We start from the raw sequence: 21,923 nt of genomic DNA, 5'->3' as shown, positions 1-21,923 counted from the left end.
ACTCAGGAGGCAGGGTGTTCTCTTGCGGACTTGTGTCTGGTATCATGGCACTGATCGATTTGCCGATCTGTTGGTCCTTTCTTTCCTGTCTCGTGGGTTTTCAACGCCTATGATTACGATCCGCCTGGAAACGCCCGATCAGCGTCATCTGCTGGATCCCGACAGCATCATTGCCGATCTGACCGAGCGGTTTCCCGGCACCCGCGTGACGGTGGAAGATTTTCATGCGCAGCGGCGAAAAGTGATTCGGGACTTCGCAGCCGCTGAAGCTGCCGCAGGCAGGCCCTGGATTATCAAGGATCGCGTGGAAGCCGATATAGACCGAAACGAACGCAGACTCGGTCCAGCCCGGAATATTTCGATTCCCCTGAATGATCGGGGGGATGAGATCGAAGGACTGGTGTCTGCTTCCCGGGTCCACCTGAAAACAAAGGTGCCGACCGATTTTGAGACCGTGCGCACGATCGCGGACTACCTGAATTCACTGGCCTTGGGACAACTGTCTGTGCAAGATGATAAGGATCCGGAGAATCAACGCCGTCTCAGAACACTCACTGCCCGGCAACATATGCTGTTGGATGGGGGGATCGATTTCGATGATCTCCTGCTGCCTCCCCGGCTGCGGGAAGCCGTGGAGTGGTTGCGCAAGGCAGGGGTGCGGATTTCTGCGGGCATCAAACAGGGTGCGCTGAATTTCCACCTTTGTATCCTTGATATGGATGAGACTGATCATCTGTGGGAAAGCATGCGAGAATTGAATCCGCTCGCGAACCTTTCGATCCAGAACGCGCCACTGACGAAACGGGGGCTGGCAACTCTGGCGGGGCTACCGCGACTGCAGGATTTGCATCTGCGAAAAACAACGACCCCCGGTTCGGCGTTTCAGTACCTGACTTCCTTTCCCCAACTGACAAAGCTCTGGTTAGATGCTATGAAGTTGGACGATACTACGCTGGCGACGATTGGTGAGCTACACGGACTGCGCCACCTCAGGTTCCGGGAGACACCACTGAGCGACGTCGGCTTTCGACAGCTGGCGTACCTGCAGAACCTGACGACTCTGAACCTGCATTGTGTTCCCGTGAATGAGGGGCTGCAGGAACTCGCGGCACTGGAACAGTTGACGTTCCTGGGGCTGTCAGCGATGCCCCAGGTGACCGGTGATCTTCTGGCAATGGTGGGACAGCTATTCCGGCTGGAGGGACTGGCCCTGGAGGTCGCTACGCTGCGAGATCAGGATCTCGCTCACTTGCGTGGATTGAAGCAACTGTGGCAGATGAGCCTGCGTCACACAGGTGAGGATTCGCCCCCGCGAGTAACGGCAACAGGAATTCGCGTCTTCGCAGATCTGCCGGAACTGAAGCAACTGACACTGATTGAGGTGCCGGTCGATGCAGCGGGAGTTCGAGAATTGGGGCGGCTGACACAACTCCGCTACCTGGGTCTTAATCTCCCCGGGATCCCCATGGAACTACTTGAGGAGTTGAAAGCGCAGCTGCCGGAATGTCATGTGTCCTGGGTCAAACCAGAGAAGCAGGTTTGAGAACGCTCTACTGCCTCTATGTGAGTTAAGTATCCACCGGAGACCGAAAACCTGACTGCCACTGCGATTCTGGAATCATTCGTAGACTCTGCTCTTTCGACCAGATATGATCAATGTACAGCACGGATCTCAGCCTGCAGGTCAGCGTCTTGAAGGCGTTTCTGCCTGGAGCGAGATTCCCCTTCTCAGCAGATCTGACACCTTTCACTATCAAGGAATACTGTCATGCGCTCAACCTTAAAACTGTTGCCGCTGTTGCTCATCTTCCTGAGCCTGGCCCCTGCCTCGGGAGCAGATAAGACGACCTGGGCGAAACCGATTGTGCTCCAAACTCGGGAATTCATACTGATCGTTCCCCAGTCTCGGGACAAACTATTGGCCTTCAGCATGGAATCTGGTGACTGGTCGCAGACGAAAGTCGCAGGCAAACCCTCTGCAGAGGCACTGGCGAAACTTCAACCCACTGTCTCGTCTGCAATGGGGATCTGCCCGGTCGGACGAGATCTCTACGCGTACTCGTCTGCATCCGGGAACTGGAGCCGACTGCGTGTGCCGGAAGAAGCCAAATTCAGCTATAGTGTCGGTGATAATTTCGTATTCGCCCAGATTGAAACCGAAGCAGGCGCGACTGAGTATTACCTGTTCGGCGAAAATTCGATTGAGTGGTCGGGCGTCGATCTGACAACGGGGAAGCTGTTGTCTGTGAATGCGAAAACCGAATAGGGCGATTCTGCGACTAACCTGGCCCCCTCGCAAGACGTATAATGAGAGCGTGCAGGACTGAGAGTTTATCGATTCATATTTAACGGGAGACGATACGATGAACAGGTCCATGATCTTTAGCGGCTGGGGATGTTTAGCCGTGTTGCTGGGATGCTTGAACAGTGTCACGGCAGGCGATGTGGTGCAGTATGGCAAGATGCATGAAGTGATCGGACAGCAGCAGCACCAGGGACGCGTTAAATTTGCGAAGCTGGTAAAGCAGCCGCACTTTTATGGGGTCGGCGCACTGGAATCGCTCGGAGGTGAGGCGACGATCCTTGACGGCAAAGTGACACTCACACAAGTGAAGCCGGATGGGAAGCTGCAGACGCTCAAGCTGACGCCCCAGACCCAGGCTGCCCTATTGGTTGGCGGGTATGTGACTGACTGGTCGAAACATCCACTTTCACAGGCGGTCTCTTCGGACGATTTGAACTCCCTGATTGAACAGGATGCCCGCCAGGCAGGTCTGGATGTCAAAGCGCCGTTCGTGTTTGTGATCGAGGGCGATTTTCAAAATGTCGAGCTCCATGTGATCAACGGCGCGTGTCCGATTCGGGCCCGGATGCGGAAAGAGACGCTGCCCGCCGACAAGCGGCCTTTTGAGGCGGATCTGCCAAAAGTCAGTGGCAAGCTGGTCGGGGTGTTCGCCAAAGATGCAGCCGGCAACATCACGCATCCGGGGACTTCGGTGCACATGCACCTGCTGTTTCAAGATGCGAAGTCCGGAGAAATGCGCACGGGACACGTGGAAAAACTGACCGTTACCCCCGGCGCGACATTGCTGTTGCCTGAAAAGTGAGAATCCGCGAGACTGGGGTCGTCCTGAAATCGGGCGGGAGGAACGTCATCCCGCCTGTGTCTCGTCGCTTTACTTTGCTGGAAATGTTACTGCATGGATTCCCCCTTCTCCGCTGGTCAGAGGCGTTACTTGCCGTGGTCTGAATATCGCAAGCTCGAACAGGAGATCGGTGAGGAATCGCTGATTGGCAAGAGTGACCTGTCGTCAGATAAAGTCAGCAGTCGGATCCGGGAACTGATCGGTTTTGAGAAACGGTACGGCATTGTCTACCTGGGGGAACGAAAGTGGCTGGAGTTACTATGCACGGTCAATACTCCAAGGAACTATGCGCTCTGGGTCCTGTATCAACTCAACACTCTGTTTGACATGGGACTGACAGAGTCATCCGGCGATCTGGAGGGGGACTGGTGGTATGGATACACCGAAAATCTGGCTCCTGTCTGGCGTCCGCCGGAGTTAGCCGATGCGTGGATTCAGGTCGATGATATTGACCTCGTGCTGCCGGGAGGTGACACTGGCGTCGACGATGAAGCGCTGTGTGAAGCCTTTCGCATTCTGCATAATCTGGCTTACTACCTGCATAACGTCCCCCACCAGGATTCGCGTCAGGTTACCCTGGATAAGATTACGGTCGAACGCGAGACGGGGTACTGGTTCGTGGATGTGATCAGCGAGTATGGTAGTGGGTGGTCGGTGGAATTTTTCGGGAATGAGGTGCGTCACACGGGTTAATGTGTCGACGCTGGATCAACTTCACTCTGTTACCCGACGTGATGAGTCAGCTCTGCGCCCCGTTTGCCGGCGAAGAATTCTTCGATATTGGCGTAGGTGGTTTCGGCGATGTTATCCAGGGCTTCGTTGGTCAGGAACGCCTGGTGCGAAGTGATAACGACATTATTGAATGTCATCAGTCGGGCCAGTACGTCGTCGTCGAGAACCTGGTTCGAGATATCGTGAAAGAAAATCCCCGCCTCTTCTTCATAGACATCCAGGCCGGCGTAGCCGATCTGGCCGGTCTTTAAGCCGTCGATCAGCGAGACCGTTTCGACCAGGCCGCCCCGCGAGGTGTTGATGAGCATCACCCCCGGTTTCATGCGGGCGATGGTTTCCTGGTTAATCAGGTGATAGGTCTCTTCGAAGAGTGGCACATGCAGCGTGATGACATCGGACTGGGAGAGCAGTTCATCCAGGTCGACGTACTTTGTCTGTGGCAGGCTGGCGACTTCAGGATTTTCGTGCACGTCATAAGCCAGCACGTGACAGCCGAAGCCGGTCAGAATCTCGACGACACACTGCCCGATCTTCCCGGTGCCGATAACGCCGACGGTTTTGCCGTGCATGTCGAAGCCGGTCAGTCCATCCAGAATGAACGCCCCGGCCCGGTTCCGCAGGTATGCCTGGTGTAGATGACGGTTGAGCATCAGCATCAACGCCACGGTATGTTCGGCGACCGCATGCGGCGAGTAGGCGGGCACCCGTACGACGCTGATGCCATATTTGCGGCAGGCTTCGAGATCGACATTATTGAAGCCGGCACAACGGAGGGCGATCAGTTCCACGCCCAGTTCCGCGAGCCGTGCGATGACCGGCTCGTGTGCTTCATCATTGACGAAGATACAGACCACCTTGCAGCCCGCAGCCGCGGAGGCTGTCTGTTCATTGAGGGGCGATTCGATGGCGATCAACTGGAAGCTGTCGTCGTTTCGTGCGGAAAATGAATGGAGGTCGTACTGCTTTGCATCGAAAAAGGCGATCTGTCGGCGGCCCTCGGAGTCGTGTCCGTCCAACGGCAGAGTCGCGTGTAACTCGGCCAGCATGCGTTCGTACTTCAGAGGATTGAGTCCCGACTGCGACTGTAACTGTGCGATGAAATCCTCAAGCCGTTCCCGATCATTCCTGTCTGCCACTGCTGAAATCCTTTCCCTAACTCTTGCTACTGCGTGTACTCTGCGCGCCTGATATGATTATAGAACAATGCGGCGGTTCTGAACATTGACTGCTGGATTTCAGATCGTGTCCTCTGCCCGAATGGCTTCGATCATGATAGCCGGGGGCTGGTTGATCATGCCGGCCCAGAAATCTGCTTCGTCGGCTGCTTCCGGGGAGAGACAGAGCGAATGAAACACAATGTCGCGAAAGCCGGCGGCTTCCAAAGCGGAGGCATACGCTTCCTCGGGGAGGTAATAGTTCACGACTTCGAGTTGGGAGCCATCTTTGAGACGGCCCGTCCAGCGGATCAGGGCGCCTTCGCGTACCTGGTCTTCGAGATGAATCTGGAAGCCGTACTTCTGGTAATCGAACTCGGGGAAGAAATAGAGCTGCGGATTGGTGGTCAGCGTGACGAGCCGCCCTCCGGGCCTGAGCTGACGCGCGAGGCCCCGGCACATGGCAGCCAGTTCCTCCCGGTCGTGCGCGTAGACGAGTAACCAGGCAGCGACTGCGAGATCATGGTCGAGCCGGGGGCCCTCTGCCCGCACGTCTTCGACGAGGTAGTCGATGCCCAGCGGTTCAGCCTGTTCCCGCTCGGTCGCCAGTTTGATCATCTCGTGGGAGACATCGGTACCGACGATTGAGGCGGCCCCCTGCTGTCTGAGTTTGCGGGTGAAGAAGCCTTCGCCACAGGCGAGGTCGACGACCTTCAGGCCAGCCACGGGGCCGATCAGTTGGAGCAGCGAATACTCTTCGACCAGCGACCGCCAGGGGCGTCCTTTGACTTCGCGGTACTGCTCGGCGATTTTGTTATAGTCGGTGGTCATGGACGGGGTTCACTGTGATGGATTTGATTACTACCACGAAAGGCACGAATTATTTCGCATCCAGTTACCTGAAGAGTTTCTGCATAACATCAGTCGTAATTATTTTAGCATCCCGATTGTACCAGAGAGTGATGAAACCATAATCTGCAGCCAGATCAGATATATGAAGATCATACTGCCTGACATTTCCAACCGCCACGATCGACTTATAACCGGTCCCAAAATGGACATCAAACGGCGTATACAAGGCGCTTTTGGAGATGAAGATCAATTCAACGTCCACAGGAATAGATACCAGGCCATCCTCGTCGAAATCAAACTGATATTCACACTCCTCGATCAGATCCCGAGCATCGCTCATGATTTTTTCAGTTGGTAACAGTCGCTCAAGGGCTTGTATTATTTCCATTTCCGACATGGGACAGTCCTGGTAAAAAGTCCTCAGAGTGACAGTTCTTCAAAGCCGTTCAGGGGCACTTCCACACCCACACCGAACGGGGCGGCGTTGAGGGAGGTCAGGTTGAGTTCGCCGTTGGTGATGTCGACGCGGGCGAAGCCGTTGTCCATCTCGGTGTAGAGATCGCCGTGCTGCTGTAGAATCAGTTGGCTGATTTGTTTGGGGAACGGGGTCAGACCATGGAAGTAGTGGTGGCCGTTGCGTTCGACGGAGGTAATGCCCAGGGCTGCCTGGGCGGCGAGGTCCTGCAGCAGGGCGACCGGGCCGATATTCACCAGGTCTTCGCCGCTCATCTGGTAGCGGTTTGTGTTTTCGGTGGCGTTGCGGTGATTGATCAGACAGCGATGGGCGGTTGCCTTCAGGATGCCTTTGCAGTTCTTGTGGCTCGTCCCCGCGTAGCCGAGCTGGAGTGCCTGTTCGAGTGCGCTGAGTTCGGCGTCGGATTCGTCAATGATCACCGGCGGCCCGTTTTCCCAGTCGGCAATGTGCGCGATGGCCGGGTCCAGGGCCACGCTACGATGCAGGGGCTGCTCGATGAAGATCAGGTTTTCGAAGAAGTTCGACAGAGCCGCGTCGGCCTGAATGCCGTCCCAGAGTTCGACGAAGCGGGGGAACTCGCGGTACTGCTCGTTGCCGTCCAGCGTGAAGGCGTAATTGTTGCCGCAATGCGCGGTGATGACCTGAGCGACGGCGCGGAGCCGATCCAGATCGAGGTCGACATCCCCCTGGGCCTTGAGTTTGAAGTGTTTTAGTCCGTAGGCGCGGATGCAGTCTTCGAGCGTTTGCGGCAGGCCATCGTCGATGCGGTTTTCGGGAGTGAGGTCGGCGGCGGTCAGGGGATCGGACAGTCCGACCGTGTGGCGGGCTATGATTTTCGTGAGCGGTTGTGCGGGGAGGAACTCAGCCGGCATGCGGCCTTTCAGTTCGGGATGGATGGCAGCCAGATCGAGGCCGACCCGGTTCTCCCGTAACAGCGTGGCCAGATTGCACTGTTCGGCCCGGGCGAGTGCGTCGAGCAGAGTGCGTTCGACCATCGTGACGCCGAACTGGGCCAATAATGAAGGGAAGCCCTGCTCCGCGGCCCAGGCGACCTGTGACTGATAGACCTGTCGCCAGAAATCAAACGCGGGCGCGGGTTCCGCCTGGCGGGCGAACGCGACGGCCTGCCGAATGACCTGCAGCATTTCGTCGATTTCCTGATCGGCCTGTTTTTCGGGGGACTTGTCGAACCAGCGGGGCAAAAGTCCCTCGGCGGCGATGCCGGTGACGACCTGCCCGCCGATTTCATAGCGACACTTGAGGAAGACGTGCGGGGCCGCGGTCATGACGGCGATGCCGAACCGAAAGGGCATGCGGGTCTGGGTGTCCGTGCGATGGAGTGTGGCGTCGAGGAGTTTGAGTTCGGAAAGCATGGGCGCGTTTTCGTTGGTGGTTGCGGAAGCCGTTGTGATGTCGTGGGTGCATTATGATTGATTTGCGAGGAAATGTAAAAAGAGTGCAGGTTGAGACTCCCCAATGCGAGTTGAAGGTTCCTGAATTAGCTGTATCCCCTGCTGGGTGACCGTGTAGAATACAGGAATGAACCTCAAGAAAGATTTAATGATCCTGACAGCGTTTTCCTACTCCCGGATATAGACGTAAGACATGAAACACGGACAAATCAACGCCACGGATCTCAAGGGCACCTGGCGGATCATTGTGATTGTGATCGTTTGCCAGTTTGTGGGAGGTGCGGTTTGCCTGGCGCTCTCCCTGCACCATTTCTGGTTCATGAACTTCTGGCTGGGAGCTGTCGCCGGCACGTTGCCGGGGTTCATCATCGGTGTTGTGTGGCAAATCAAGTCGGCGCCCACCAGTCGAGCGTGGATCGGAGTCGCCTGCCTGATGGGGCTGCTCGCGGTCATCATCACCGGCATGGCCTTTGGCGTTGCCCTGCCCAGAATGCAGCGCGAGATGGCGAACCTGAAAGCCCTGAACCAGTTGCAGGATGAGCAACTCAAACAAATCACCGTGTTTGATCGATCCGGAAAAAAACGCATTGCCCACTTCAAGGATCCCGAAACAATTTCGGCCTTCGCAACGGGCATCGCTGATGCTGTGGGGCACGCTCCGAACCATCCACGCTACACCGCTTCGTGGTACACTGTGGTGGATGGTACAACGCGACATGAATTTGAGCTGCACCTCAACCCCCGCTTCCCGCAGAGCGTGATCGGATACTTTGTTAAGAAGTCAGGCAATTCAACGTCCTACCAGGGATCGTTCGAAAGCAAGCGGCTTCGTTCCTGGGTGGAAAAGCACTTGCTTCAGGACAATACCGATTCCTGATTCCACCAGAATTATTCAGCGGAAACCTGCAACGGGGGTCGGTAGATTCGGAAGGCTTTGACGGGGAGTTTGCCTGGGGTCTGCGGCTTGAAGGTCAGTCTGTGGTCGCCGTTTTTCATGCCCTGGGCGAGGACCGTGGGATATTCTTTGGATGAGTCTGTGACCGCCGGGGATTGCCAGACGTCTACGAACAGTGGTCTGGTTTCCCAAGTGACTTTGTAATCTTTGGGCAGACTCTGTTTGCGATAACGCAGGGACCAGTTGACCATCCACATACGGGGTTCGATCACCACGCGACCGGAGTTGGAAACGAAACGCTGTTTGTGGTCGCCGGTGCCGTCGGGGCCCGTTTTGGAACCGCTGACTTCGTACCGCAGCACATCCTTTTCCAGATCGCATTCGAGGATGCGGGCGGTCCAGGTTTCCACCTGCAGCGGGCTCTGATGATCGATGCGATTGAAGGCCGGCCTTCCCGCGACGGGCGTGGGGCTGGGGCGACTGTGATAGTAGAGCGCGGGGAATTGTGAGGGGGATTTCCCGTCCAGCAGCACGTCGGCTTTCGCTGCGTCACCGGGAGCCACGATCACGTCGATGCGGTTGCCTTGAAACTTCAGCGTCAGGGAGCCGTCGTCTTTGTGCTGAACCCGCGGGTCATTCACGGGGACATCGGTAACGAGGTCTTTCCATTTGTCATTGGGGAAGCTGGGATCATAGCGGAGATGTGGTTTGACCAGCTCGGCGATGAGGAAGTTCCCTAATTTGTTCGGGTGCACCGTGTCGCGGAGGGTGTCTTTCACAACCAGGTTATTTTCTTTCAGATAACGTTGCATACCGGTGCGGACATCGGCCACTTCGCAATTGAGTTCCCGGCCCAGGCGAAAGTAGAGATCGGAAATCGCCTGATCCTGCGCGTCTTTGGCCAGCACGTCGGGATGTTGCGGGTCGCCGTCCGGCGGGACGGTACTCGGCCAGCGCAGGTTACTGGTCCAGAGCAGGACCTCGGCGGTGGTCCGCTCACGGATGCGGCGGATGATTTTTTCCTGGTGGCCGGTTTCCACCCCGGACCAGACGTGAAAGATCACCAGATCCGGGTAGAAGGGGTAGAGATCAAATTCGGCGGTGTTGATCAGGACCGGTCCGCCATAGCCGCCGATGGCACGATTTTCGATTTCGAGGTCGGCGTGCGGAAACCGTTGGCGGAGGTCATCCGCCACGTCTTCCCACCACGGATTGCGGGTAACGGACTGGCCGTAGAACAGGATGCGGACCCGATGGCGTTGTTCCGGCGTGCTGGTAGCCAGCAGTGTCATGGTCCGCTGAATGTTCGCACCGAAGGTGGCCGGATCGCCGGCGGGTTTCACCGGAGCGAATTTCGGGGTTTGCTGTGCGAAGAGGTTTGAACTGCAGGCGACCAGGGCCAGAGACAGGATCAACGTGAACCGTAACAGCTGCATCAGAATGTTCCTCAAGGCGCGTCGATTAACAGGGGTGCAGAGACGCACGGAGCAGGAAGTCGCCACGTGGTTTCTGACTGGGGGAATTACTTTGGCTGTGGTTCTATGAGAATCGAATTTGGTGTTGGGGGCAACTGTGGGGAGGGGATTTGGGCTGATTAATTGAATTGCTTTAGCAGTTCTACCATTACCGATTGAGCCCCATTAATGTCGATCACATCTTCTGCAATCGACCATTCGAGAAGCTGCTCAGATAAATATTCGTCATATTTTCGCCGAAACTTGGGCTCCACCATTTTAGCCAGAACCCTGGGTTCTTGTTTTGTTTTTGCAAGTTGATGTAAAAGGTCTATTGTTTGATTGAAAGACAAATCTAATTCGATTGCCACTCCATAATCTAGTAACTTTATTTTGTGTCTCTCAAGCATTGCCAGAATTGTTTGGTGAATTCTGGTGCCTGTCCAGGTAAACCAAAGTGTTTTGGTGAGAGATAATGCAAAAAGATCTTTGTGGATCAAATCTGCGTTGCTAAATGTCGTTCGCGCCTGTTCCAATAGTTGACTTGCTGACGGGTTTAAATAGCCAAATTGCTTATTTCCAGCTAATACCTGTCGCATCTTCTGTCGAACTTTTTGATGAACATTGGGACCAAGTGAATCCCATTTTGGTCTTTTTCTTCCTCGAGCAGGTATAACGCCAATTTCCCGTCGGTCGTAATCGATACCAACTACCTGCCAGCGTTTTCCCGCTAATAGAAAATGCTGATTTTCTGAGGGAAGATATGTCGTAGGCAGCATGCCAATTGCTTGCCCCTGATACACAACACGAAATTCTGGAGGAGTCGCGAAAGCAGAATAGAATTCATAAGAGCGAACAATCTTTTCACCTTTCAAGCCAAGTATCAGCTCACCTTGCTTAGTCTGTTCTATTAAATCTTCCTGTCCGATTTGGCGTAAAATATCAACAAACAAAGTTTGATTAATATGCCGGAATGCACCAGATACAATAAGTTGCTTAAATAATTCTGCAGCTTGAAGTCCTCCTGTCTCTGCAATGACACTGAGGATTTGCTGCACTAGAGTGCTCAAATCTCCCGAATTGGATTCGCATGGTTCGACCCAGGATTCAAGCATTAATTCGGTAAGTGCAATTGCCTGGACAAGTGGAGGATAAAGCTGGCCACTCAGATGTTGAGTAAATGAAAACAGATCCTCCGGTAGAAAAATGCGCATAATTTGCGGCTGGTCTTCCTCACGGCCACTTCTACCCAATCTTTGGACAAGCGAATTGACTGACCAGGGACATCCTATCTGGCCAACTGCACGCACATTTCCAATATCGATTCCTAACTCTAGTGTCGCAGAACAGACTGTGGAAAAAGGGATTTTCCCCTGCATCATCTTTTCGGTATGCTCGCGAATATCACGACTCAGAGCACCATGATGAATCAAGAACTGGTCAGGACGCCCCTCTTGAGCAGCCAGATGATTCAATTCATCCGTGTACCATTCGACATCCGGTCGTGTATTGGCAAAGATAAGATTCTTTCCCTTTGAAAATGAATTATAGAGATCCTGTGATAATTCATGCGAGTATTGAGAGTCCTGTTCTTCATCGTCCTTCGATGACTGATAGGCGAAGATGCCATACTGGATTGACTTTTTTGATAGATCATCCTTGATCAAATCAACTCGCTCGGTGGCATTGGGGCGTACCCATTCAGCACTGAGCTCTTCATCCCCGATAGTAGCTGATAAACCCACAATGCGTGGCGGATTGATTGCACACTGGTCAACCCGAAACAGAAGACTGCGAAGATGGGTCCCCCTTTCAGTTCCCTGCAAGGCATGAATCTCGTCGATGACCACAAACGAAAGGCTGTGAAAAAGACTATTGAGTGCTGTTGAGCGATTTACAAAAAGTGATTCAATTGATTCTGGGGTAATGAGCAAAACCCCTCTTGGATTGCTCACGAATTTCTGTTTTTTGGAAGCCGACACATCTCCATGCCAGCGATGGACCGGGATCTGGGCATACTCACAAAGTTCTTCCAAACGGCGAAACTGATCATTGATGAGTGCTTTAAGCGGACCGACATAGATCGCCTGAACTGAGCTGGCAGGATTTTGACAGATTACTGAGAGAACGGGTAGAAAAGCAGCTTCTGTTTTACCCGATGCAGTTCGAGCAGAGATGATTAAGTCATTCTGCGAATTCTGTATAAACTCAATCGCCTGTTCCTGGATCGGCCGAAGACTCTCCCAGCCAAGTTTCCACAGTGCTTTCTGAATCGGTTCAGCCAGCAGGGCATAACTACTTGAATGGTTCACAGACGGAACTCCGAAAGGCCATCTGGAGAATCACTCCCCGTTTCACTGACCTGTTGATTTGAGTTCGTACTCTTTCGCTTTAATATATCTGCCCACCCTGTCCCCGGATTTTGCTCCAAGACTCTCAGCAACCCAGTAAAGTCTTTAACGGTATCTCGAGGAGTCTGATAATAAGCCGCTCCCATTCTTTCGCTACACATCTGAAGATACTCAGCGATTCCTTCATCTGGAATCAGGTATTTATCGCGATCACCTGAAGCAAACACATTCCGGATATTGTGTAACAATACAAAACAGTCTTCGGGAGTCAGGCTATCTAGCTTAATTACTGGCCCTGAAAGGTCTTTTTGAGTCTCTGTGGCGAATCGATTTGAAGCCAGCCGAGTTGCTAATGCTTCATAGCTGAACAGGCCACGGCGGCGATCCTCCAGACAGTCATCGGTCCCTGCAAACAGAAAAGAAAGACCTTCTGTTTGCCCCTGCAGACAATCGTTTAGAATCCGCAAAATTGCTTCATAGTTATTATTTCTAGCCTGAGAGTTGTTCAATCGATGTGATAAAACTACAAGTTCGTCGAGAGAAACAAGCAGCCCTTTATAACCTGCCAGCCGCACGAACTGAGACATCAGTTTCATTGATTCATAAATATCAGCATCTTCAATAATTGCCCGTACACCGAGATCATTTCGAGCCTCAGTTTTGGTCCCATACTCTGCTCTCAACCAGCGCAATGCAGCATGTTGAAGTTCATCGTTTTGCGTTCGATAACCTTCGTAGTAAGCCGAAAGTACCTTGGCAAAATCATAACCATTCACCAGTTCACGCAATTCAGATAGCTGCCTTTGAATCTCTTTGGCAACGTCTTCCTCATCTCCGCCAGAGCTGGTAATGTTGTATTCCACATCTCCGACCCAACGTTCTACCAGATTAGGTAAAGCGCCTCCTTCTGGACGCGAAGGGGTTGCCAGATTTTTCATGAGTTCTGAATAGAGTGACCTTGGCTGCCCACCCGAGCCGTGTAATCTGCGATCTGTTGTGATGTCTGCCTGAACGACAACAAATTTTCGTTTCAGTGCCACGTTCTGAATCAGGTTCAGGAAAAATGTTTTTCCCGATCCAAAACGCCCAATAATAAAGCGAATGCTCGATGCGCCTTGTTCAACAATCTGTAAATCCCTGATGACAGCCTCAACCTCATCTTTACGGCCCACCTGAATGTGTTGAAGACCAATAGAAGGTACAACGCCAGCCCCGAGAGACTGAATAACAGCTGTTCGTTCTCTTGCACGTATCATCAAATATTGCCTCTGCTGATTGTCAGGATGATTTATTAGTATTTATGAGATCTGTGTAGACCTGCACTGTGTCGCCGGTTTCTTCAATCAACCAGTCACCTAAACTCTCCAGTGACCATTCATTGATTGCTTCTATAGCTCCCATTAACATCAAACCGTCTGTTCTTGCTTGCGTTTCAAGCTCTGAAAGTTGCCAGTGATTGCGAGACAGCAGCTCTTTTAAAAAGGCATGGTATCTAGCATCTAACCCATCACAATCGACATCAGAATCGTCAGCTGATTCGAAATGTACTGTAACTTCAGCTTCGTCAGATTGCCTCACCTCAGTGCCAGAATCAGACTTCTGTTCAACTTCCTGTTCAATCACTTCTGAAGAGTTAATCGGTTCAATCTCATCTGCCTCATCTTCCACCATCACCGTATGCAGAAACTCTGATACTTTTGATGTCTCAGCCATGATTTCACGTATTCGATCATGGTTCAGCACAAGTTCAGTTTCCGTTGAAGAATCATTTTCGACACTGACAACACCCTCGGTGAGCCGGTCAATTCGGTCAGGATCTAGTTTGAGATTTCTAAATGCCTTCTTCAGAGCCTTCGTTTCATCAGGAGTAATAATATCGTCTGCGGATGCAATCCCCACCAAGAGATCTCCGATAACATTCCGCTGATCTTCAGGCAGTTCATGCAGTTTCCTTGCCAGGCTGGTATCGTCTACAGGATGACGAGAGAGCAACAAAGCGAGATGTTCCAGACGGACGGATTCCTGTGGTGACAAATTAAACTGCTGCTCGAGATGAGCAGTAATCATCTCCAGTTCTTCCTCATCCACTGTTCCATCTGCAGCCGCAATAGACATTCCAAGCCGAAGAAGAATGGATGCAGCGTGATATGATTTCAGATCTTCTTCACTCTCCTCTTCCTCTTTAGGAAAGACGCTCACATGCTCATCCCAGCGATAGTTCTGGCCAGTTTCTCTAGAATCGGGCTCCAGGCATAAGTCCATACAATCAGCTGTAGTTAAAATTTGTTGTGATTGTTTTTTGGTCAGTCTTGAACGCTCAGCAATTCCTCGGGCATTTGCCAGTTCTGAAATGGGAATAAAAGACATCCCGCTTTCATCGGTAAACTTATCTATAATCTGATACCAGGTATCGAAATCTGGATGATCATCATTTCGCAGTTCGACTGGTAAAGCTTCATATACATCTGCAGTTAATACTTCATCGCCACTATACTTTTTCTGGACGCGATCAAAAGCTTTCAAGTCATCGATCACGGCTGACCAGATCTGTATCAGTGGTTTAAACTGAGACGGAATCCCGAGCGTATTTGGAAGCAAAATTCGATTCCTGCAGATACCGCTGCTGATCCCCGAAAGAGATTCACTTGCTGGTCGATAATCGAAATAATAATCCCGCTTTGATGTTTTGAGTCTAAAACCAGATTGATACATTTCGGAAAATCGAGAATTGAATAATTCTCGAAATTTCTCAGGGTGACGTTTGAAAACTACACTTCGAGGTGATCGAGAATCATGTTCTGTCACTAGAAATGCCACATCAGGTGGTAAAGGTAAATTCTGTTTCTGATAAATCGACAACAGCGCAGACAGGTTTGCTTCACTCCAGAATTCAGTTGCATCAATTATTTGTTTAAGAATTTCGTCAGTAAGCTCTCTGACATCTGAAGCAAGTAGAGCAGACATCCAAAGCAAACTTGAACAATAACGCTGGAATGATCTGGAAGATTTGTAGATTGGAAATAATCGAAGAAGCTCTTTGATTACTGCTAGTGAATCCTGGCGGTCAACTACAATACGTCGTTCCAGGCCATAGAAATAGATAAAGACGTAACCCAGTTCTACAAAAGGGTCTCTTCTTCCGCTGGTTAGCCAATTGAGGTAATTCCGACGCTGTTCCGGGGAGCATTGCCTATAACTGGGCCAATATGGCAACTGATATGCACCTCTCCCAGATTTTGCTACGGGCAAGCCCGTTTCTATTAAAGATGAATCATATGGCTGATTAAGAGTCCCTGAAACAAAATAGATTAAAGCACTGTCGAGAAGCTTGTCATCGACAATTGAACTTGAACCGGGACCGTAAAATACAACGTCATCTTCTGACGGACCAGAAAACCAACGGGATACTTTTTTAATACCTTTCACTTGAGAAGTCTGGGAGACTCTTACTACGTCCGTAGAAGAGTTACTTCGTTCTTGAATTTCGAAAAGATGATCAATGTCAACTGCTGCTTCACTGTTAGTCGTAGGGCTGGGTCTTGGTTCAGGAACTGGTTTTTGAATTTCTTTCGTCTTATTTTGTGACTCTTTCTGTTTAATTGATGCTTCAATTTGGGATTCCTGCTGCCACTTTTCAATCTGTGACGATACGAACTCTCTTTTCCAGATCAATACCGTTAATCCACCTGTAAGTAAGAAGAGGAAAATGGCTAGATTCTTACCAATAGCAATACTCATTACTCCAAAAAATAAGAGAACGATTGGTAGAGCCACAATCAACTTGAGCCAATCTGGAAAGTATTCATTCTCAGAATCTGAACTTGAATCAAGCGCTGGTACCTGAAGAGGTGCCTTACATTTTGGGCATCGAACTCTCCGTCCCGACAGTGTCGACGCAACACGCAAGTTACGGTTGCATTTCCCACATTTAAGGAAGACCATTTCCGTATCTGTTTGCGACATTGAACACCTTAAATAAATGATCAAACACTACTATATCCAGGAAGCATTTCGTCCACGTAGCACATGGCCACCACTGAATTCCAGTATCAGGTAGCGAAGCTTTTTTTTCAATCACGATCTCAATGCTTTTAAAAGAAAACAGAATCAATAAGAGTCAGAGTGTTGATGGAGAACCAGAAAATCACTTAATAGGGGTTCTGTTCGCTCAGCCTCGTCGCGGCGTTTTGATTAATTGCCAGTTGCTTCTGTTGCTGCTTTTCCCAGCGGTTAGTGCCTTGCCGCTCAGGGTTGGTGGGGGGTTGCTGAGTACTGGTGGTGAGGTGCGTGTGCCATCTGCTAGGATCGTTTCAACCGCGTCTAACGCTCTGCGGCTGATTGGTCTTTCCGGTTGGTAAGTCCCCCCAAAAACCAGATCCGTTGCCTGGCTGTTGGTTGGGTTCATCTTGTCTTACTCAGGGCTTCGCTTTTCGTTCGAGCAACAACCCCTGGTAGCCAGCGGGGATCAGGAGTTGGTTGTTCCAGAAGCGGCAGGCGCCGGGGTGGCCTTTTAGATCATATTCGCGGAGGGGTTTGGGGTGCTGGATGTCGGTGATGTCGAAGAGTTCGACCTTCTGATCGGGGCGGCGGGAGAGGGCCAGTTGTTTGCCGTTGGTGGTGGGGCGGCCGCGGAGACTATGGCCGGGCACTGTGATGGCGGGCAGCTGGCTGACTTCGCGCTGGTCGCCGGGATTTAACAGTTGCAGCTTGCCGTGTTTGATGAGCAGCAGTTTGTCATCCAGCAGACAGACGCCGTCGGTAAAGCTGTAACGCCGCTCGTCGGGGGTGTTGCCCTGGTAAACGGGTTTCTCGCCGGAGACGTCGTACCAGGCCGGTCCGCTGCGGTGCCAGTAGGCGACCAGGTAACGGCCCCCCAGCAGTTCGGGGACCAGCTGATCGCCGTAGAACAGGCCGACCTGGGAATCTTTCAAGACGACTTTGGGGTGGGCGGGATCCTGGAGGTCGGCGATTTCGACGGCGGAGCTGCCCCAGTGGTATAAGGCGAACCGCCCGGGGGCGGGACAGGCGACCTGTTTCACATTGCGGTTCTTCAACTGGAGGCGACCGATTTCGGTCAGTTTCCATTCGGGGCCGATGTCGTAGATGGCGAGCCCGGCGTCGTTCTCGGCGGCGTAGAGTCGCGAACCGGAGACGGCCAGGTGCATGACTTCGCCTTTCCCTTTGGTCACGCTGACCGGCTCCAGGGTTTTGCCAAGCCGCACCGCATGAATGCCGGCACTGCCGCAGGCGGCCCAGGCGATGTCGCCCACGACGGTCGCAGAGCGGACCTGACCGCCGGGCTGGTAGGTGAGGAAACGGGGATCGCCGGCCTGGCCTGAAGCGGGTTTCAGTTCGGGTGCCCGGTCCTGTTCGGGGATGACCGGAGTGGCGAGGCCGGGCGCGGGGACGACGTAGAGTCCGGTGAAGATGCCGGCGGCGTAGATCACTCCCTTGCCGAGGGCGATGCCGCCGACGGGGTCGGGGGTGTTGTCACTCTTTGACTTTGGTGGCAGGATGGCGTGGGCGACGATCTGCGGTTGCTTGATGTCGTGAATGTTGACGACGAAGAGTCCGTTCCAGGTGTCGGCGACGACACAGTGATCGCCGGCGACGCGGGCGGTCCACATGTCGTTCGTGATGTGATAGGAGGCCGGGAACTTGACGCGGGAGACGAACGTCGGCTGTTTGGGATCGGCGACATTGAAGATTTCGAGTCCGTGCCCTTGGCCGTCATCGCGGCTCCCCTGTGAATGGTGTCCGGTGGCGGCGAAGCAATAGTTGCCACGGAGACAGCCGCCGTCACCAAAACCGTCGAGGGGGGCTTCACTGATGATGGTGGGCTGGCGCGGGTTGCGGACGTCGGCGATGACGAGTTTCCGGGGCGCCCAGTCGCCGATATAGAGGATGCCGTCGCGGGACCAGCAGGACTGGGCTTCGCCCGTTTTCAGCATGCTGACATGTTGCGGGGCGCGGGGGTTGGAGACGTCGATGATCTCGACGCCGTACTGTCGCGTGGCGACGAAGGCCAGAGAGCCGGAGACACTGATGCCGGTGGCCATTTCGACGGTGTCGTAGTGGCTCAGCAGTTGTGGTTTGTTCGCAGCGGAGATATCGACGAGCCAGAGACCATCCTGGCGGGCGGTGATATAGGCGATGTTGTCTTTGATAAAGAGCTGGCGGGTGTTGCCCAGGCCGGAGAGTTCGCCGAGCGGGACCGGTTTTTCGGGCTGGGTGATGTCGAGCACGTGGAACTTGCCGCGCCCGGTGGCATAGAGGCGGTTGCCGGCCACGGCGACGGCCTGGCAGGCGCCGATGCCGTTGAGCTTTATGGGAGTCAGTGCGGGGCCGTAGGTTTCTGCTGGTGGTGCGGCGGGGAGGGAGTTGGTGGCGGTGATAACCAGGAGGCAGATGAGGAGTGCGAGGCGTGTGGGCATGAGTGTTTGCTCTGCGGGAGGGTTGCGGCTGGTGGGTGATATCTGGATTTGATTATGCGGGGCTGGGGGTGTGATGTCAATTTGTCTGGAGGTGGGGATTTTCGAGGGAGCGTTTGGATGAGTGCCCTGTCAGTTTCCTGTTCGCTGCGCTCACCCCGAATTGCATTCGGGGCTACCCGTTTGACGTGGGAGAGATGGATCTGATTGGCACAGTTGGGCAAGCCAACTGTGGCATTCGAGTTGTTCTGGTGGTTGGCTAACTGAAGCCTGACTGAGGGTGCCGTGTTGACTCTCTTATCTTAAAGGCGTTCATTCTGATCTGGCGTGTATCGAGCCATGATCTTGCTGGCGATGAAACCGAAACTGGAAGTCATCTTATCCATCGCTGACCGATATTCGTCAGGGAGCTTTTCGTACCGTCCAATTTCTTTTGTAAGATCACTGATTTCATAGAGAAACCAGAGTCGGGCTTTCTCACCTTTCCTGAATACGTTTGCCCCCTTAGCGTATTTCGTGAGCCAGAAATCAGAAGTGTCAGAGAAGCGATGTATTCTGGTTACCTTTCCCTCGCGCTTCGGCTCGATCAGGTCCGTGCAGGCATTGAAGCCGGTGCGGTCGGTCTGCAGGCTTTCCAGGTCCCGCCGCTGGCCGTCATTGTGCCAGGCAAAAACGATATTCCCGCCGAACATTGTAATTCTGGTTAAGACAACAATGTAATAATAGTTTCCGTCATGCTCGATCTCGAGCAGATCACCCGGCTGCTGCCTGATCATCGTTGTGTAACCTTTACCGTAAATTCAATTTGTAAATAGAAAGCCTGCTCATTGATCAGCTTACCAGTTTTCATCTCTGTGTGGCAGAGGCGATCGGGTAGAATGGCTGGTTTTGTGGTCGGGGTGTTCTCCCTGGCGGGCGGACACATGGGGCCGCGGTATATGGTTCTCTTATCACTGTTGGGCAAGTATTTAGACCGGACACATGGCACCCGTTTTTTTCAGGTGGGGATTTTTGAGGGAGCGTTCGGAGGAGTGCTCTGTCAGTTTCCTGTTCGCTGCGCTCACCCCGAATTGCATTCGGGGCTACCCTTGATTGCTGGTGAAGATTAGAACGGTTCATAAAAGTGACTCAGTTTTGTGAGTGCGTTGTCCAGGGCGTGTTGTTCGCTGTCGAAGAATTCTGCTTCCGTCTCTACCAGCTCTTCGACTGAGCGGATCATCTCGGTGGCAGTCGTGTTGTCCGAGAGGACATGCAGATCGCAATAAAAGGATCGTTCGACTGTGGCAAAGTATTGTGAAGTCCCCTGCTCTTTCCAGATTTCGATGCGGAACCGGTATTCCTGATCAAGGTTATTGATGGGGTGCATGCGGGGGGTGCTTACCGTTTGCATGAGGAGGTTTAAGTTCATCTTTGTTTTCCTGGGTTGGTGGTGTTTTTACCGGCGGGCGAACACATGGGGCCGCCCCTATATGGTTGAAAGTACCAGGCGTTTTGAATGTGAGGCGTTTGCTGATGAAGGAGATCATCGTGAATGGCGGGGGGAGGTCAAGGGGTTTCTGCTTCAATTGTGCTGTGAGTGGTGGTGAGTTTGCAGTGAGTGGGTGGCGAGTCTGGTTGAATGTGCTGCGAAATGATTTGAAATCATACGGGACAACGGGAACCGGTTCATTTTGTTCTGGTGAAAAACGGGAAAAATCGACGGCGATTCAGGTGGATCTGAGTCACTTAAGCGTCGTGTTCCAGTACACGCATCGTCCGCCTCGCGCGCGAAGCACAATTGCAATAAAATATTCAACGGGGAGAGGGGATCAAGGTCAGTTTGAGCACTTAGAGGTGGTGGAGGTTCAGTGGTTTGTTGTGGGAGAAGTGGGTTCGATCGTCACTGTTGGGCGAGCCAACAGTGCCTCCCGGAGTTTGGTGATAGTCAGGAGGTTTTTAATGATTCCATGCGCGCGAAAACAGGGAGTACGACATTCGCACTCCCTGTTTTGCTTGAGCAGATCTAACCGAAGCTCTGTTCTGGTATCAGTCTCCGAAGGCGCCGTCGAAGGCGATGTCGGAGGGGGCGAAGTCGACGTTCTTGGTGAACTGGCAGGCTTCGCGGGCGCCCATTTCGCGGTTCATGCCCATGTCTTCCCATTCGATGGAGAGGGGGCCGGCGTAACCGATGTCGTTGAGGGCGCGGATGATTTCTTCGAAGCGGACGCCACCGCGGCCGACGCTGCGGAAGTCCCAGCCGCGACGCTGATCGCCGAACGGGAGGTGACTGGTCAGGATGCCGGTGCGACCGTTGAGGGTGACCGAGGCGTCTTTCATGTGAGCATGATAGATGCGATCGGGGAAGTAGCGGATGAACTCAACCGGATCAACGCCCTGCCAGATGAGGTGGCTGGGGTCGAAGTTGAAGCCGAACTCTTCGCGGTTGTCGAGGGCCTTGAGGGTGGCTTCAGCGGAGTAGATGTCGAAGGCGATTTCCGTGGGATGTACTTCGAGGGCGAACTTGATGCCGCATTCCTGGAAGACGTCGAGAATCGGATTCCAGCGATCGGCGAGGAGCTGGTAGCCGGCGTCGATCATTTCCCGTGGTGTGGGCGGGAAGTCGTAGAGCAGATGCCAGATGCTGGAACCGGTGAAGCCGTTGACCACGCTGACGCCGAGCTTCTGAGCGGCGCGAGCGGTGTTCTTCATTTCCTCGATGGCGCGTTCGTTGACCCCGGCGGGATCGCCGTCACCCCAGACGTATTCGGGGAGGATGGCCTGGTGCCTTTGATCGATGTTATCGAGGACGGCCTGTCCGACGAGGTGGTTGGAGATAGAGAAGAGCTGCAGGTCGTATTTTTCGAGCAGTTCCCGTTTGCGGTTGCAGTAGGTGTCGTCGGAGAGTGCTTTGTCGACTTCGAAATGGTCTCCCCAGCAGGCCAGTTCCAGACCGTCATAGCCGAATTCCTGGGCTTTTTTGCACATTTCTTCAATCGGGAGGTCGGCCCATTGTCCGGTGAATAGCGTTACAGGGCGTGCCAT

At 53.2% G+C, this 21,923-nt stretch carries 17 protein-coding genes and 1 pseudogene; 5 read left to right on the top strand and 13 right to left on the bottom strand.

What is annotated here, in order from left to right; genetic code table 11:
• Window positions 1–109 precede the first annotated feature (109 nt).
• The 4 genes from RID21_RS21765 (at window position 110) to RID21_RS21750 (ending at window position 3,839) form a co-directional block, all read left to right on the top strand.
• Window positions 110–1,543, top strand: a complete 1,434-nt coding sequence (locus RID21_RS21765; protein WP_350192549.1) for a leucine-rich repeat domain-containing protein — start codon at window positions 110–112, stop codon at window positions 1,541–1,543.
• Between the two features lie 225 nt (window positions 1,544–1,768).
• Window positions 1,769–2,266 carry a hypothetical protein gene (locus RID21_RS21760; RefSeq protein WP_350192547.1) on the top strand — a complete coding sequence of 166 codons (498 nt, stop codon included), beginning with the start codon at window positions 1,769–1,771 and terminating at the stop codon, window positions 2,264–2,266.
• A 97-nt stretch (window positions 2,267–2,363) separates the two neighbouring features.
• On the top strand, window positions 2,364–3,107 hold the full coding sequence (locus tag RID21_RS21755) for an acetolactate decarboxylase (protein ID WP_350192545.1): 744 nt from the start codon (window positions 2,364–2,366) through the stop codon (window positions 3,105–3,107).
• A gap of 93 nt (window positions 3,108–3,200) precedes the next feature.
• A complete protein-coding gene (locus RID21_RS21750; protein WP_350192543.1) occupies window positions 3,201–3,839 on the top strand; it encodes a hypothetical protein in 639 nt (212 codons plus the stop codon).
• A 29-nt stretch (window positions 3,840–3,868) separates the two neighbouring features.
• On the opposite strand, the gene RID21_RS21745 is transcribed toward RID21_RS21750, so the two are convergent.
• The 4 genes from RID21_RS21745 to RID21_RS21730 form a co-directional block, all read right to left on the bottom strand.
• Entirely contained in the window at window positions 3,869–4,924 is a 1,056-nt protein-coding gene (locus RID21_RS21745) for a 2-hydroxyacid dehydrogenase (RefSeq protein ID WP_502892627.1), read from the bottom strand.
• A gap of 189 nt (window positions 4,925–5,113) precedes the next feature.
• Window positions 5,114–5,863 carry a class I SAM-dependent methyltransferase gene (locus tag RID21_RS21740; RefSeq protein ID WP_350192539.1) on the bottom strand — a complete coding sequence of 250 codons (750 nt, stop codon included), beginning with the start codon at window positions 5,861–5,863 and terminating at the stop codon, window positions 5,114–5,116.
• A 64-nt stretch (window positions 5,864–5,927) separates the two neighbouring features.
• Window positions 5,928–6,281 (bottom strand): hypothetical protein, encoded by a 354-nt coding sequence (locus RID21_RS21735; RefSeq protein ID WP_350192537.1) that lies wholly within the window; start codon window positions 6,279–6,281, stop codon window positions 5,928–5,930.
• A gap of 23 nt (window positions 6,282–6,304) precedes the next feature.
• Window positions 6,305–7,732: an enolase-like domain-containing protein gene (locus tag RID21_RS21730; RefSeq protein WP_350192535.1), complete on the bottom strand. Its 1,428-nt coding sequence runs from the start codon at window positions 7,730–7,732 to the stop codon at window positions 6,305–6,307.
• A gap of 232 nt (window positions 7,733–7,964) precedes the next feature.
• Here RID21_RS21730 and RID21_RS21725 point away from each other — a divergent pair, with 232 nt between their 5' ends.
• Window positions 7,965–8,648, top strand: coding sequence for a hypothetical protein (locus RID21_RS21725; protein WP_350192533.1), 684 nt, complete (start codon window positions 7,965–7,967; stop codon window positions 8,646–8,648).
• An 11-nt stretch (window positions 8,649–8,659) separates the two neighbouring features.
• On the opposite strand, the gene RID21_RS21720 is transcribed toward RID21_RS21725, so the two are convergent.
• The 9 genes and pseudogenes from RID21_RS21720 to RID21_RS21680 all read right to left on the bottom strand — a co-directional run bounded on the left by RID21_RS21720 (window position 8,660) and on the right by RID21_RS21680 (window position 21,923).
• The gene (locus RID21_RS21720) at window positions 8,660–10,102 is read right to left on the bottom strand and encodes an SGNH/GDSL hydrolase family protein (RefSeq protein WP_350192531.1); all 1,443 of its coding nucleotides are present in this window, start codon (window positions 10,100–10,102) and stop codon (window positions 8,660–8,662) included.
• A gap of 158 nt (window positions 10,103–10,260) precedes the next feature.
• The gene (locus tag RID21_RS21715) at window positions 10,261–12,432 is read right to left on the bottom strand and encodes a DEAD/DEAH box helicase (RefSeq protein ID WP_350192529.1); all 2,172 of its coding nucleotides are present in this window, start codon (window positions 12,430–12,432) and stop codon (window positions 10,261–10,263) included.
• Complete coding sequence (locus tag RID21_RS21710; RefSeq protein ID WP_350192527.1) at window positions 12,429–13,727, bottom strand: ATP-binding protein; 1,299 nt, start codon at window positions 13,725–13,727, stop codon at window positions 12,429–12,431. The genes RID21_RS21715 and RID21_RS21710 overlap by 4 nt, the downstream gene beginning before the upstream one ends.
• Before the next feature lie 22 nt (window positions 13,728–13,749).
• Window positions 13,750–16,434 (bottom strand): tellurite resistance TerB family protein, encoded by a 2,685-nt coding sequence (locus RID21_RS21705; protein WP_350192525.1) that lies wholly within the window; start codon window positions 16,432–16,434, stop codon window positions 13,750–13,752.
• A gap of 452 nt (window positions 16,435–16,886) precedes the next feature.
• The gene (locus RID21_RS21700; protein WP_350192608.1) at window positions 16,887–18,422 is read right to left on the bottom strand and encodes an LVIVD repeat-containing protein; all 1,536 of its coding nucleotides are present in this window, start codon (window positions 18,420–18,422) and stop codon (window positions 16,887–16,889) included.
• 51 nt (window positions 18,423–18,473) lie between these two features.
• A pseudogene (locus tag RID21_RS21695) lies at window positions 18,474–18,905 on the bottom strand (hypothetical protein); the annotation flags it as partial.
• A 299-nt stretch (window positions 18,906–19,204) separates the two neighbouring features.
• A complete protein-coding gene (locus RID21_RS21690; RefSeq protein WP_350192523.1) occupies window positions 19,205–19,678 on the bottom strand; it encodes a hypothetical protein in 474 nt (157 codons plus the stop codon).
• 329 nt (window positions 19,679–20,007) lie between these two features.
• Window positions 20,008–20,310, bottom strand: coding sequence for a hypothetical protein (locus tag RID21_RS21685; RefSeq protein WP_350192521.1), 303 nt, complete (start codon window positions 20,308–20,310; stop codon window positions 20,008–20,010).
• 617 nt (window positions 20,311–20,927) lie between these two features.
• A complete protein-coding gene (locus RID21_RS21680) occupies window positions 20,928–21,923 on the bottom strand; it encodes a sugar phosphate isomerase/epimerase family protein (RefSeq protein ID WP_350192519.1) in 996 nt (331 codons plus the stop codon).

Origin of the sequence: Gimesia sp., from assembly GCF_040219335.1 — a bacterium.
Classification (GTDB): domain Bacteria; phylum Planctomycetota; class Planctomycetia; order Planctomycetales; family Planctomycetaceae; genus Gimesia.
Note: the sequence above shows the minus strand (reverse complement) of the source record. Positions and strands in the feature narration are given on the sequence as shown.